Origin of the sequence: uncultured Thiocystis sp. (assembly GCF_903866365.1) — a bacterium.
Classification (GTDB): Bacteria; Pseudomonadota; Gammaproteobacteria; order Chromatiales; family Chromatiaceae; genus Chromatium.
Map to the genome: position 1 here is coordinate 1 of NZ_CAIPNF010000091.1, position 14005 is coordinate 14005.

Below are 14005 nucleotides of genomic sequence, written 5' to 3' on the forward strand. Positions count from 1 at the left end.
CGCCTGGATGATCCGATTCAGATGCACGTACATGAAGGAGAGCCCAGGACTCGCGCCCCAATGGCCGAGCAACCGACTCTTCAGATGCGCCTCCTGCAGCGGCTCCTTGAGCAGCGGGTTATCGCGCAGATAGATCATGCCGACGGCCAGATAGCAGCAGGCGCGCCAGTAGGCGTCGAGCTTGGCGAGCTGGTCGGGGAACAGCGGGGTCGCGGTCGGTGGCGTTGCAGTGGCGGTCATGGCGGTCTCCTCGTCGTTGGCGGTGCAATCAAACAAGAATAGTAAATCCGTCAGGTGACGTTCATATGACGCTTTCAGCCTTCCCCGATCATTGGCGATCGCAGGGTTGGCGCGGTCTCCGGAAAGACGACATCCTCATAAATGGCCTCCATTTCATGTCCGAGAGATAGACGCGGCAGGGGCCGCCACGGACATGGGCGCGGAGGAGCGCAAAGAGGTTGCCAGCGATAGCATTGACCGATGTTGATACATTTCGGCGTGGACCAGTCCGTTCGCCTTGACGATGTCGAGCATCAAGGCCAGGAATCCATCCATGTTCTTGCCGGCGGTGACGCCAGCACGCTCGCCCTGGTCGGCATTACCCGATTCTCTCTGTTTCTGCTGCGCGGCCTCTCGGTTGCCCCAAAAAGCCTTTACCGCTTCACATGCTTTCTGTTCGTAATCGACAAGATCCAGGGCCATTTACTTTCCAGGGATCCCAAGGACGGCGCATTCCTCGTGACTCAGACCGTAGAGCCTGGCCACGGCACGGTTGCAGGCGTTCAAGTCCCGTGTGATGGCGGCCTCCGCCAACTCCAGACGGAGCGTCGCGGGCACCACCGTCCAGTCAGGCAGACGGATGCGGCGCAGGTACTGCGCTTGAAAGCGCAGAAACCCTCCGCGCATTTGAGTTGAGTAGGCGGCGACGAAAAATCGCGTGAGCGAGGAAAGCAAGACCGCTTGCAATGCCCGCAAATCCCACTCGTCAGCGGTGATGTAGTACAGGTTGTGATGCGGATACAGCTCCCCGCCTTCAAACACGACATGGGCGTTTCCCTTGATGTCGGGGATCAAGAGCTTCGGCCGCGAGGCCAGCGCCGGGGTGATGCGGTCAATCGTGCGATACCAGTTGCGCGGCGCTTTTCTGGCGCAGTGACGGCCGGCGATTGCTGCCCGGCGTGCCTCCAGATAGCGACGCAGACGCGGGTAGTCGCGCAGATCGACCAGGCCGCCGGTGTCCGCGAAGGGATTGATGACGCCCTGCCCACGCCATTGCATGTCGCCGGAGACGATATCTTGCGTGGTCGCCAGCCGGAGCTTGCGATCCGGCTCGACATCAAGGGCGTTGTAAGCGCCGATGAAGGCGTGATCCGCGCCAGTCGCCACCCCGATCCCAACCTTGCATCCGACATCCTCCAGACATGGAAACTCTTGTTCGAGGCGACGAATCAGGGCCATTTGATCCGACGATTCCAGCAACCATGGAGCGGAACCATGCGCGACTCGCGTCAGCTCGCGGACCGCGCCGGCTGGCTTTGGCAAATCCGACGCCCGCAACGCTTCGGCCAGGGTCGCCAGCGTGATCCGGTCAATCGCCGGACGGTAGGCGATTCGCGTCACGCCGGGCGCTTCCCGGCTAATGATGGTGATCGCGGGATAGGCGATCACCTCGGAATGAAAAGCCGGGGTATCCACCATGTCGACATGGATTTTCAGATGGAACCGCTCGGCCACGAGGCGGCGCAGCGGTCCGCCATAGCGGTTCTTCATCCATCGATCCGCGCAGATGAAGCCCAGGTTTCCTCCCAGTGCCAGCAGGGACAGGGATCGTTCGATGAAGGGGATGTAGAGATCGGCGCGGTCATACAGCGTTTGGTAACGGCTCCGGTATTCAGCCAGGAGCGGGGCCGGGATCAACTCCTGACGGACATAGGGCGGATTTCCGACCACGAAATCGAAATGGCCGGCGAGAGGCGCCAGCAGAAAATCCCCTTGGGAAAGCCAGCGATCCGCGAGCGCCGCCGCTGTTGCGGATGCCAGTCCCTCCTGCTTGAGCAGGGATTCCAGTGCCGTCCGTGTGGCGCGGTAGGTCTCGCGGTGCAGTTCAACCGCGCGAATGGCATCGCCCAGATCGTCCAGCGCCGTTCCAGTCCCTTGCGCGGTTCGCCAGGCGGCTAAAAGCCTGCCCACGACAGGCAGCAGAAAATCGCCGCCTCCGAAGGACGGCTCCAAAAGCCGCTTGGTGTGCAGCGGTTGATCCTCGGTATAGCCAGCAAGGTCGAGGATAAAGTTCACTACTTCCGTGCGCGTAAAAACAGCTCCGCGCGCTTCGGCTCCCGTGGCTTTGGACAGCCCTTCGATGGCGGCGGAAACCTTAGAAAAGTCCGGGATTCCCGAACCGCCATCCAGATCTAAAGCGAGCTGGCTATGGATCACCGTGACTCAGCCCCTCTATCGATAGGTGGGGTATCCCGTGTTTTGGTGGTGATCATGCGTCAGTTGGTCTTTCCGTTCGCCACTCCGTGAGCCCATTTGCTCCGCCGCCATGTATGACAGATGCAGCGGCGCTTGGGCTTGAGAACTCCGTATCTTTCGTAAACACCAGAAAGCCGTCACTGTCAGCAAGGATTCCGTTAGAGATGAGTTCTTTGCGCAAGGTTATGATATAGGGCTGTCGTTTTGCCGTTGCAGGGCGTTCGAGCAGGACAGCAGTTGAGCCCTTGAAAACAACGAAGCCGTCCGGTGTTGGCTGACCGAGGGCACGCGCACCTTTGACTCGGCAGACTAGAGCTATTGGGACGCCTGACGCAGCACCGCTTGTACCCGGAGCAATTGGCACGAGCAACTCGGACCCAAGAACAGGGAGAAGCTGTTGTATCCGATACAAGAAGACATTCATGTCAGCACGGCCTGACTCGGGTAGTTTGGAGCCGCTAGCCTGGCTGTTCTCAAGTGTGAATCGACCAACTTGAATTGCCTCCGAAATCAGGCAACCTTCAAGATATCTGACGTGGGCCTTCGTTAGATTTTCATCCTTGCTGACGAAAACGATCGCAGAGACCCAAAATTCTTTGCTCTTATGCTGCTTTAGGCGCTCGCGAATCACTTCAGCTTCGCCAATGTAGGCGCGAGGCGAACCGGAGTTTGGGTCTGTGCCAGTCAAGATATAAACGCCGGACTTTTCCAGTTCCTCGCGGGCCAGGAGATCATCGATTTCCGTTCGTGGTGCTGCAACTGCTTTACCAGACCAGTTCGAAATTTCTGCGGTTCGCAGGCTTTTGGCATCTCCGCGAGGTAGGTAAAGCGTAATCGTTGCAGACGTAATGGTCATAGAGGCTAGCGCTTCTTCGGCGCAATCAAATCCGTAATCGACCCATGCGCCATCTCCGCCGCCAGCCCGATGGTCTCGCTCAGGGTCGGATGCGGGTGGATGGTGAGCCCGATGTCCTCCATGTCCGCGCCCATCTCCAGCGCCAGCACAGTCTCGCCGATCAGCTCGCCGGCGTTGGGGCCAGCGATTCCGGCTCCGAGGATGCGCTTAGTCTCGGGGTCGAACAGCAGCTTGGTCATGCCCTCGTCGCGATGGATGCCGAGCGCGCGACCGCTCGCGGCCCAGGGGAAGACGCCCTTTTCATAGGGGATGCCGTCGGCCTTGGCCTTGGTTTCGGTCAGACCCATCCAGGCGACCTCGGGGTCAGTGTAGGCGACCGAGGGGATGGTCAGCGGGTCGAAGAGCGCGGGCAGGCCGGCGATCACCTCGGCGGCAACCTTGGCCTCGTGGGTGGCCTTGTGGGCGAGCATGGGGCCGCCGACCACGTCGCCGATGGCGAAGATGTTGGGCACGTTGGTGCGCAGGTGCTGGTCGACCTTGATGAAGCCGTGCTGATCGACCTTAACCCCGGCGGCCTCGGCGTTGATCAGCTTGCCGTTGGGCAGACGGCCCACCGCGACCAGCACCTTGTCGTAGGTCGACTCGCCGGGATGCTTGCCCTCGAAGACGGCCTTGATGCCCTCGGCGCTGGCGCTCAGGCTGGCGACCTTGGTCTCCAGCATGATCCGGTCGTAGCGTTTCTTGATGATCTTCTCGACGCAGCGCACCAGATCCGGGTCGCAGCCGGGCATCAACTGGTCCTTGAACTCCACCACGTCGATTGTCGAGCCGAGCGCGCTGTAGACGCTCGCCATCTCCAGACCGATGATGCCGCCCCCGACGATCAGCATCCGTGCCGGCACATCGGCCAGCGCGAGCGCGTCGGTGGAATCCATGACGCGCGGGTCTTCATGCGGAAAGCCGGGGATTTTGATCGAGGACGAACCGCAGGCGATGATGGCGTGGTCGAACTGGATGCGTACCCGTCCTTCTTTGGTTTCGACGCCGATGCGATTGGGCGACTCGAAGCGCCCACTGCCCTGGATGACCTGCACTTTGCGCTGCTTGGCCATGGCGGCCAGACCGCCGGTGAGCTTGGCGACCACCTGCTCCTTGCCCGCGCGCATCTGGTCGAGATCGACCTCGGGGGCGGCGTAGGTCACGCCCATGACGCCGAGCGTCTTGACCTCTTCCATGATGACGGCGGTATGCAGCAGCGCCTTCGACGGAATGCAACCGACGTTGAGACAGACGCCGCCGAGCGTTGCGTAACGCTCGATCAGGACCACTTTTTTCCCCAGATCGGCGGCGCGGAAGGCGGCGGTGTAGCCGCCGGGACCGGCGCCGAGGATCACGACCTCGGTGACCAGGTCGGCGGGTTCCTGATCGCCGGAAACCTGCCTTGCCTGATCGGAGCGCATGCGCGCGGCGGCCTCGCGGTCGACCTCTAGGGTGAGGATGGCATCGTTTTGCGAGACCCGGTCACCGACCTTGACGCTGACGGACTGGACGGTTCCCGCGCACGGCGCGGGAATCTCCATGGTCGTTTTGTCGCTTTCGAGAGCGATCAGCGACGCTTCAGCAGTGATTTGGTCGCCGGGCGCTACCAGCACCTCGATGACTTCCACATCCTTGAAATCGCCGATGTCGGGAACCTTGATTTCGATCGTTTCGCTCATGGTGCAATACTTCTCTATGGCCTGAAGCGGCGCTGGGTGATCAATGAATTCGATAATGGAGTGACGGTGGGGCGAGAACGGGGAGCGGGACTGAATTGCCTGAACGCGGCCACTCACCGACGAAGTTCACGCTAGACACGACCGGCCCGCGGAGGTCGCGGGCCGGAACGGACACGCTCCATGGAAATGTCCGGACGCCTATGCCGCGTAGTGAATGACCGCCAGTCCCCGCACGGCGGCCTCGCGATAGAAGGTCGCCAGCTTGTCGAATTCGTCCAGAAGATCCTGCTCATCTTCCTGGAAGCACTCAAGATGGTAGGCATCGTCTCCCTCGCCAAGGCCGCGCAGACCGTCGAGCAGTCGCTCGTGAGTCCAGCGGGAGAGGACTTCAGCGTGCTCCTTCACCAGCGCGGGATCGATCACCTCGCCGCCGTTGGACAGCACGTCATCGATAAACCTGCCGCCGCCGATTCCAGCGCCGTCAAGCAGTTTGTTCAGGATGTCCCAGGCGGTGCCAACATCCGTGGAAAGCAGGCATCTGTCTTCGCCCTCGACCCAAGCGTCGACCAGTGACGGATCTTGTTCCATGGCATCCGTGTCCTCTTTGGCGAACGCCTGGAAAAACAGGTTCATGCTCATGAGATCGTCTCCTTTTGCGGGAAATGCGCTGTTGTCGGCTTGGGTTTTTTCGTCGGCCGGATGTTGCCCGAGGCGATCAATTCGCGCTCTCGCTCTCCGGCCCCTGCAACCGGCTCCTGCCGCTCGTCCGGGCGACCGCCTGAATCCGCGTGCCGATGCGCTCCTTGAGCGCGGGGACATGCGAATGATACCGACAAGCTTGCCGTCCTGTCGCACCCCGGCGAGCGTCTCCAGCGCGGTGTCCAGCGTTCTTCGCATGGTTCGATCCTTCAGCAGGCTCAGGATTCACCGCGAACGGTTATAATTACAGGACTTCAGGACTTCAGGACTTCAGGACTTCGTTCCTTCAATCCTGACGAAAGCGGCCACCGCTGGCGTTCACGGTGGCATTTCATGACCTTTCCAACGGAGCCCGCGAGCGAGCGTTAGGGTTTGCGAAAGGGTTCAGGTCACCAGGAAGCGGTTGATCTCCAGCAGATGCATGGGCGGTTGGTTATTTCCGTCCACCGCCTCGCGCAAGGGGATCAACTGGTTGGTCTTCCCCTGCTTGCCCGCGAGGACATGACTCTTGCCGTCGAGCGCCGCCTGGACGGCGAAAACGCCAAGCTCGGTGGCTAGATAGCGATCCAGCGCCACCGGCGAGCCGCCGCGCTGGACATGACCCAGCACGCAAGTGCGCGTCTCGAAGCCATGGCCCTCGATGTCCGCCGCCACCCGGCTCACGCCGCCTTCGCAGGCGCCCTCGGCCACGACCACGATATGACTGCGCTTGCCGCGAGAACGGGATTCCTTGATGCGCTTGACGATGGTGTCGGGGTCGTAGGCGTGTTCGGGGATCAGAATCTCCTCGGCGCCACCGCCGATGCCCGTGAACAGGGCGATCCAGCCGGCATGCCGCCCCATGACCTCCAGCAGAAAGATGCGGTCGAATGCCTCGGCGGTGTCGCGCAGACGGTCGGCGGCATCCAGCGCGGTATCGAGTGCGGTGAAAAAGCCGATGGTCCAGTCGGTGCCGCCGAGATCGTTGTCGATGGTGCCCGGCAGTCCGATGATCTGCCCGGACCAATGCTCGGCGAGCGACAGCGCTCCCTGCATGGAGCCATTGCCGCCGATCACGAGCAGGGCATCGATCCCGAGTCCTTTCAGGGTGCTCGCCGCGCGCTCCAGACCCTCGACATGATGCATCTCGGGACAGCGGGCGCTGCCCAGGATGGTGCCGCCGCGATGGATGATGTTGGCGACCGAGCGCGCGTCGAGGGTCAGATATTCCCCGAGCAGCACCCCGCAATAGCCACGCTGGAAACCGATCACCTCCAGGTTGTGATACACGGCCGTGCGCACGATGGCGCGCAGGCAGGCGTTCATGCCGGGAGCATCTCCCCCGCTGGTCAGGACGCCAATGCGTCGCGGTCTCTGCGTGTTCACGTGGTCGGCCTCTCTGGGGAAATGATTTGGGTGGCGTGAATTGTCAGGGCTGAGAGACAGCATCTGGCATCGTTTAGCCACGGACTGCTGAAGTACGAGGCCAGCGTTGCCGAAACAGCAGCGCAAGCCAATCACTCGTCCGCGAGGCGCATCGCCTCGATCGCAACCTGGCGATCCGCTTCAGGCATTGGCAAGGTCTTCCGCCAGTTCATCAGGCGTTCTCTGAATTGGCGAAACACCATACCGATGCAAATCGAGAATGAATTCGACGCGCCCTATACCCGCCAATTGCGCCGCTTGTCCACTGGTTAAGCGACCTAACTCGAACAGTTTGACCGCCATCGCCATGCGAGCCTCCCGCTCAAACTCATGGCGGCTGACCCGCAGGGCATCCGGCAACATATCCGGGTATTCAACGACCAGTTGCATCAGCCATCTCCTGCTGCATGAGCCAGCGGATGCTGGCGTTGACGCGGTTTACAGCAATAACCGGCGAATATCCCCCAGCAACTGCCCCAGCAAGGCCGTGAAGCGCGCCCCATCGGCCCCGTCGACGACGCGGTGGTCGTAGGAGAGCGAGAGCGGCAGCAGCAGGCGCGGCGCGAACGCCTCGCCGTCCCAGACCGGTTTGATCGCGGAGCGGGAGACGCCGAGGATGGCGACCTCCGGGGCGTTGACGATGGGCGTGAAGGCGGTGCCGCCGATGCCGCCGAGACTGGAGACGGTGAAACAACCGCCCTGCATATCGCCGGGCAACAGCTTGCCGTCGCGTGCCTTGGCGCTGAGGTCGGTCAGCTCGCGGGCCAGCGCGTAGAGACTTTTTCGGTCCACGTCGCGCACCACGGGCACCAGCAGTCCCTTGGGGGTGTCGACCGCCACGCCGATATGCGTGAAGTGCTTGTGGATCAGGTGTTCGCCATCGCCGCTCAGAGATGCCTTGAGGATCGGCATTCGTTGAAGCGCGCTGGCGACGGCCTTGAGCAGGAAGGGTAGGAAGGTGAGCTTGACGCCCTCCTTGGCGGCCGTTTCCTGCTGGCCCTTGCGGAAGGCTTCCAGTTCGGTGATGTCCGCCTCGTCGAATTGGGTGACATGCGGGATCGTGATCCAACTGCGATGTAGATGTCGACCGCTGATCTTCTTGATGCGCGGTAGCTCGGTCATCTCGACCTCGCCAAAACGGGCGAAATCGATCTCGGGCACCGAGGGGAGTTGGAACGGCAGGGTGGTTGCGGAGGCCGCGCCCACGCTCGCGCCCTGGGTCAGCGCCTGTTTGACGAAATTCTGCACGTCGTCCTTGACCACGCGACCCTTGGGGCCTGACCCCTTGACCCGCGCCAGATCGACGCCGAGCTGGCGCGCGAAGCGGCGCACGCCGGGGCTGGCGTGTGGCTTGCGACCCGTGGCGATGGCGGTCATATCCTCCGGGCGCGGCAGCACCGGCGCCTGTCGGCGCTCGGCCTCGCCGTGTGCCCGCGGGGCGACGATCGAGCGTTCGGCGGCGTCGGGGGTCGAGGTGGCGGTCTGACTCGGCGCCGGCTGGGGTGGGGGCCGAGAGGACGTATCCGCGTCCGTGGCCGCCTCCGGCGTACTCGTGGCGTCGGATTCGGCGCGCAGGGTCAGGATCAGATCGCCGGGGTTCAGGGTATCGCCCAGCTTGACGACCACTTCCTCGACCACGCCCGCTTGAGGCGAGGGAATCTCCATGGTCGCCTTATCGGTCTCCAGCGTGAGCAGGGATTGATTGACCGCGATCCGATCGCCGGGGGCGATCAGAATCTCGACCACCGGGACATCGCTGAAGTCGCCCACATCCGGCAGGACGACCGAGACCGTTTCGCCGCTATCGGCGGATGTTCCCTTCGCTTTGGGCGCGGACCGGGTCGCGGGCAGGGATGCCGGCGGCCGAGGCGCTTGAGCCTCCGCTGCCGCGACGGTTGGCGCCGCTGTCAGAGTTGCGGCCTCGCTTGCCCCCGCCGTCTCCGACACCTCAAGTGTCATCAGCGGCGCGCCCTGGCTGATTTTGTCCCCGACCTTGGCGATCATCTCCTTCACCACGCCGCGCTTGGGCGAGGGAATCTCGATGGTCGCCTTTTCGCTCTCTAGGGTGAGCACGGATTGCTCGGCTTCAATCCGGTCGCCGGGGGCGACCAGGATCTCGATGACCTCGACATTGGAAAAATCCCCGATGTCGGGCAGCAGTATTTCTTCGACGGTTGCCACGCTGTGTCCTCCTGGGCCTGGGTTGCCGGGTGCTTAAACCGTGACCGGGTTGGGCTTTTCCGGGTCGATGCGGTACTTCGCGATGGCTTCTGAGACCATCGTCGTGGGGATTTCCCCTTCGTCCGCCAGTGCCTTGAGCGCGGCGATCGCCACGTAATATCGGTTCACCTCGAAGAATTTACGCAATTGACTGCGCATGTCGCTGCGTCCGAAACCGTCGGTTCCCAGCACCAGATAGCGGCGAGGAACATAGGGTCGGATCTGATCGGCGACGATGCGCATATAGTCGGTGGCCGCGACGACGGGGCCGCGCGTTCCGGCCAGTTGGGCCTCGACATAGGTGGTGCGCTGTTCCTGTTCGGGATGCAGCATGTTCCAGCGTTCCACGTCGATCCCCTCGCGCCGCAGTTCGTTGAAACTGGTCACGCTCCAGACTGCCGCGCCCACGTCGAAATCCTTTTCCAGGAGTTCGGCGGCGGCGAGCACCTCGCGCAGGATGGTGCCGGCACCGAGCAACTGGACCCGGTGACTGCGTTCCTCCCCACGGTAGACCCGATACAGGCCCCGGAGAATGCCGGCCTCGCTGCCCTCGGGCATGGCGGGCTGGACATAGTTCTCGTTCATCGCGGTGATGTAATAGAAGACGTTTTCCTTCTCCTGGTACATCCGTCGCAGCCCGTCCTGGACGATGACCGCCATCTCGTAGGCATAGGCGGGATCGTAAGTGACACAGTTGGGGATGGTGGAGGCCAGGATCGGGCTGTGTCCGTCCTGATGCTGCAAGCCTTCGCCGGCGAGCGTCGTGCGCCCGGCGGTGCCGCCGATCAGGAAACCGCGCGCCTGCATGTCCCCGGCGGCCCAGGCTAGGTCGCCGATGCGCTGGAAGCCGAACATCGAGTAATAGATATAGAAGGGAATCATGCTCTGGCCATGATTCGCATAGGCCGTGGCCGCGGCGATCCAGGACGACATGGCGCCGGCCTCGTTGATCCCTTCCTGAAGAATCTGCCCCTTTTTATCCTCGCGGTAATACATCACCTGATCGGAGTCCATCGGCTCGTAGAGCTGGCCCTGCGAGGCGTAGATGCCGAGCTGGCGGAACATGCCTTCCATGCCGAAGGTACGGGCCTCGTCCGGCACGATGGGGACGACATACTTCCCGATCTGTTTGTCGCGGATGATCATGGTCAGCAGGCGCACCAGCGCCATGGTGGTCGACATCTCCTTGTCGCCGCTGCCTTCGAGCAGCGAATGGAAGGCGTCCAGCCCCGGCACCTCAAGCGGCGCGGCCTCGTCGCGACGGGCCGGCAGGAAACCGCCGAGCCGTTCGCGAACCTTGTGCAGATACTGGATTTCCGGGCTGTCCGCCGCCGGCTTGTAGAAGGGCGCCGCGCCGATCCGGTCGTCCGAGATCGGGATATTGAAGCGGTCGCGGAACGCCTTGAGATGGGTCTCGCCCATCTTCTTCTGCGAATGGGTGATGTTCATCCCCTCGCCGGCCACGCCCATGCCATAGCCCTTGACCGTCTTGGCCAGGATCACCGTTGGCTTGCCGTTGGCCGTCATCGCCTGCGCATAGGCGGCATACACCTTGACCGGATCGTGACCCCCGCGGTTGAGACGCCAGATGTCCTCGTCGGTCAGGTTGGCGACCATGTCCTTGAGTTCGGGATACTTGCCGAAGAAATGCTCGCGGGTGTAGGCGCCGCCCCGTGCCTTGTAGGTCTGATAGTCGCCGTCGACGCATTCTTCCATGCGCTTGAGCAGCAGGCCCTGTTTGTCGCGCGCCAGCAGCGGATCCCAATAGCTGCCCCAGATCACCTTGATGACGTTCCAGCCGGCGCCGCGGAAGACCGCTTCGAGTTCCTGGATGATCTTGCCGTTGCCGCGCACCGGGCCGTCGAGTCGCTGGAGGTTGCAGTTGACGACGAATACCAGATTGTCGAGACGCTCGCGGGCGGCCAGCGAGATGGCGCCGAGCGACTCGGGCTCGTCCATCTCGCCGTCGCCCAGGAAGGCCCAGACCTTGCGCTCGGCGGTATTGACCACTTCGCGGTCGCGCAGATAGCGCATAAAGCGCGCCTGATAGATGGCCATCAGGGGACCGAGCCCCATCGAAACCGTGGGGAACTGCCAGAAATTGGGCATCAGCCAGGGATGCGGATAGGAGGAGAGCCCCTGTCCATCCACTTCCTGTCGGAAACCGTAGAGCTGCTCCTCGCTGAGGCGGCCTTCGAGGAAGGCGCGGGCATAGATGCCGGGCGCCGAATGGCCCTGGAAGAACACCAGATCGCCGCCGTGGTCCTTGTCGCGGGCGTGCAGAAAATGGGTGTAGGCGATATCGAAGAGGGTCGCCGAGGAGGCGAAACTGGAGATGTGTCCGCCCAGCTCGGTCGACAGCCGGTTGGCCTGGACCACCATCGCCATCGCGTTCCAGCGCACGAAGGAGCGGATGCGCCGCTCCATGGCCCGATCCCCAGGAAAGGGTTTCTGGCTTTGAACCGGGATGGTGTTCAGATAGGCGGTGTTGGCGCTGTAGGGCAGATAGGCGCCGGAGCGACGCGCCTTATCGATCAGGCGCTCCAGCAGAAAATGGGCGCGTTCGACGCCTTCGTTTTCCAGCACGGCGTCGAGCGAGTCGAGCCATTCCTGTGTCTCTTGAGGATCGATGTCGGGCTTGTTGATCATGGCGTTTCCCGGAAGGCGTTCAGGACAGGCAGCGCGGAGAAAGCCGGGATTATATAACAGCCGCTTTTTTTAAATGCTAAGGATCCGAGAAGGCAATGAGAAGGTGCGAGGAGGGAAAACGCGGATGGCGAACCGACTACCCCGCGCGACCGGGTGATGCCGGTTCGTTATGTCGTTGGATTGTTGTGCTTATTGTTCGCAGAAACCAGGCGTGAGACTGGTGCTGACAGCGTCCCTCCAGGGTGCTCCGAGCGCGAAGGTTTCTACGTCCCAAGCGGTCCAGGTGGTGGCATCCTTGAAATCGACCAGGGCATTGTCGGCGATGATGCCGACCAGACCCCAGATGCCCGTCTGTATCCCGTCGAACGCCACGTAGGAACGCAGCAGAATATCGGTGATGGCCCCCCCTAGATTTTCCCAAGCGGTGAGATAGATATGATCGACCGCATCGATATCGTCCACATCCACGAGTGGCTCCAGAGCGATCCGGTTAAAATTATACGTGGTGCGGACCACGGCCCAGATTTTAGGATCGCAGAACACTTCGCTGCCGTCGGCTTTTTCGCAGACATAGGGATAATCGACTGGCGCCGGCGCCGTGGCCGTGTCCAAGGGCGGATCGCTCGGATCCGCGCCGAGGGCGCTCGGGTTATAGAAGAACACGTAGACATCCTGAGTAGGGGAAGTGGCATCCAAGTCCGCTTTGCCAGCGTCATAAATCAGTTGGAAGGAGAGCGCATCCACCTTGTCCACGGTACAAGGGCTAAAAGGGGTTGCGGAAGGCAAATTCTTGTTTTTCGCGACGGCGTCGGCGGCGCTGCCTTTTGGTTTGGACGTGGAGATTTTCATCGAGTAGCTATAGGCTGCGGAATGCCCGCCAAACGATGCTAGCGCCAGGCAGCCGGCGAGCAGGATGCTGAAATACTTGGTCATGAAACAAGACTCCAAGGCAAAGGTTGCTTCCCAAAGAGAACGCGAATGGACCGCTGGTTCAGAGTGTGGACATAAAATGATGTGGCGGGAACCGCCGCCGACCCCGACAAGCAGCGGCAGGGCGGGTTTGCCGCATCGTCAACCCGTAACGGCTGAAACCCCGTCTGCTTGAGACCTTGCGAGAAAAACGATTGGCCGTGGATTTTTGAAATGATCGATCAAGCGGTGGGCGGGATCGAGATCAGGCGGCTGTGCTGCTCGCCCCCGGATTGCCGGTTGTAGAGACAGGGCATGCTCTCTCTACTTGGCAATCCGGGAAGGTTCGCGGGTCTTTCCGCGGCGCGGCTTAATTCACCGGCTGGCCATTGCGCATCACCACCGGCAGGCTCGCCAGATTCACGGTCCCGTACTGGCTGGTGAAGGTGATGGACGAGCCGCCACCCTGCTGCTGGGAGAAACCGCCGATCTGATGATCGAGGGTGTCATAGACCCAGCAGTTGCCGCCGGTGTCCACGGCCAGGCGGCGGGCGTTGGCGAAATAGGCGTATTTGACGTTGTTCTGAGCGCCGGTGGCGCTGGGCGAGCCGAGTTCGGCGGGCCACCAGTTGACAGACGGATCCGGGACGAAGAGGCTGGACTGGCCCTGAAAACCGCCCGCGGTCTGGGTCTGGTAGCCCGCACCACCCTGGTTCTGGGACTGGAAACTGCCGCTCTGGAGCAATCCGGGCTGACGCGCCAGGACGCCCGCGATCTCGTTGCACAGCGAGTCGACACGGCCTTTCAGCGCATGGTTGAACATGTCGCCGAGCATGATCATGCCGCCTTGCATCCATTGGCCGCCGCCGCCGAATTCGGGATGGCCGAATTGGGCCATGGAACCGTTGCCGTGCAGGACGGCGAACAGCATGTGGGTGACGGCGTCGGTGCTGAAGCCGTGACGCTGGGCCAGTTCGGAGACGAGATTTTGACCTTCGGGTGTCAGTTGCTGCATGTGCATGGCCTGGTGAGGTTGGAGTCGAATACAGGCTAGCACGCGCGGATGATTACAAGC

At 62.1% G+C, this 14005-nt stretch carries 12 protein-coding genes; all 12 read right to left on the reverse strand.

The features are described from left to right. The coding region (locus QZY07_RS05635) for a hypothetical protein (RefSeq protein ID WP_295400509.1) at positions 1 to 240 on the reverse strand (240 nt) is incomplete at its 3' end. Between the two features lie 153 nt (positions 241 to 393). Continuing rightward, positions 394 to 702 (reverse strand): PaeR7I family type II restriction endonuclease, encoded by a 309-nt coding sequence (locus tag QZY07_RS05640; RefSeq protein ID WP_295400511.1) that lies wholly within the window; start codon positions 700 to 702, stop codon positions 394 to 396. After that, positions 703 to 2436, reverse strand: a complete 1734-nt coding sequence (locus tag QZY07_RS05645; RefSeq protein ID WP_295400513.1) for an Eco57I restriction-modification methylase domain-containing protein — start codon at positions 2434 to 2436, stop codon at positions 703 to 705. Positions 2437 to 2488: 52 nt separating this feature from the next. Further along, on the reverse strand, positions 2489 to 3331 hold the full coding sequence (locus QZY07_RS05650; RefSeq protein WP_295400515.1) for a GIY-YIG nuclease family protein: 843 nt from the start codon (positions 3329 to 3331) through the stop codon (positions 2489 to 2491). A 5-nt stretch (positions 3332 to 3336) separates the two neighbouring features. Further along, positions 3337 to 5049, reverse strand: coding sequence for a dihydrolipoyl dehydrogenase (lpdA, locus tag QZY07_RS05655; RefSeq protein WP_295400517.1), 1713 nt, complete (start codon positions 5047 to 5049; stop codon positions 3337 to 3339). A 198-nt stretch (positions 5050 to 5247) separates the two neighbouring features. Continuing rightward, positions 5248 to 5688, reverse strand: a complete 441-nt coding sequence (locus tag QZY07_RS05660; RefSeq protein ID WP_295400518.1) for a DUF1877 family protein — start codon at positions 5686 to 5688, stop codon at positions 5248 to 5250. 444 nt (positions 5689 to 6132) lie between these two features. Next, positions 6133 to 7113: an ATP-dependent 6-phosphofructokinase gene (locus tag QZY07_RS05665; RefSeq protein WP_295400520.1), complete on the reverse strand. Its 981-nt coding sequence runs from the start codon at positions 7111 to 7113 to the stop codon at positions 6133 to 6135. Between the two features lie 180 nt (positions 7114 to 7293). Then, positions 7294 to 7542: a UPF0175 family protein gene (locus tag QZY07_RS05670; protein WP_295400522.1), complete on the reverse strand. Its 249-nt coding sequence runs from the start codon at positions 7540 to 7542 to the stop codon at positions 7294 to 7296. Between the two features lie 48 nt (positions 7543 to 7590). Beyond that, complete coding sequence (gene aceF / locus QZY07_RS05675) at positions 7591 to 9333, reverse strand: dihydrolipoyllysine-residue acetyltransferase (RefSeq protein ID WP_295400524.1); 1743 nt, start codon at positions 9331 to 9333, stop codon at positions 7591 to 7593. A 33-nt stretch (positions 9334 to 9366) separates the two neighbouring features. Next, a complete protein-coding gene (gene aceE / locus QZY07_RS05680; RefSeq protein ID WP_295400525.1) occupies positions 9367 to 12021 on the reverse strand; it encodes a pyruvate dehydrogenase (acetyl-transferring), homodimeric type in 2655 nt (884 codons plus the stop codon). A gap of 189 nt (positions 12022 to 12210) precedes the next feature. Next, on the reverse strand, positions 12211 to 12954 hold the full coding sequence (locus QZY07_RS05685) for a hypothetical protein (protein WP_295400527.1): 744 nt from the start codon (positions 12952 to 12954) through the stop codon (positions 12211 to 12213). A 346-nt stretch (positions 12955 to 13300) separates the two neighbouring features. Beyond that, on the reverse strand, positions 13301 to 14005 hold a 705-nt coding region (locus tag QZY07_RS05690; RefSeq protein WP_295400528.1), incomplete at its 5' end, for an SHOCT domain-containing protein.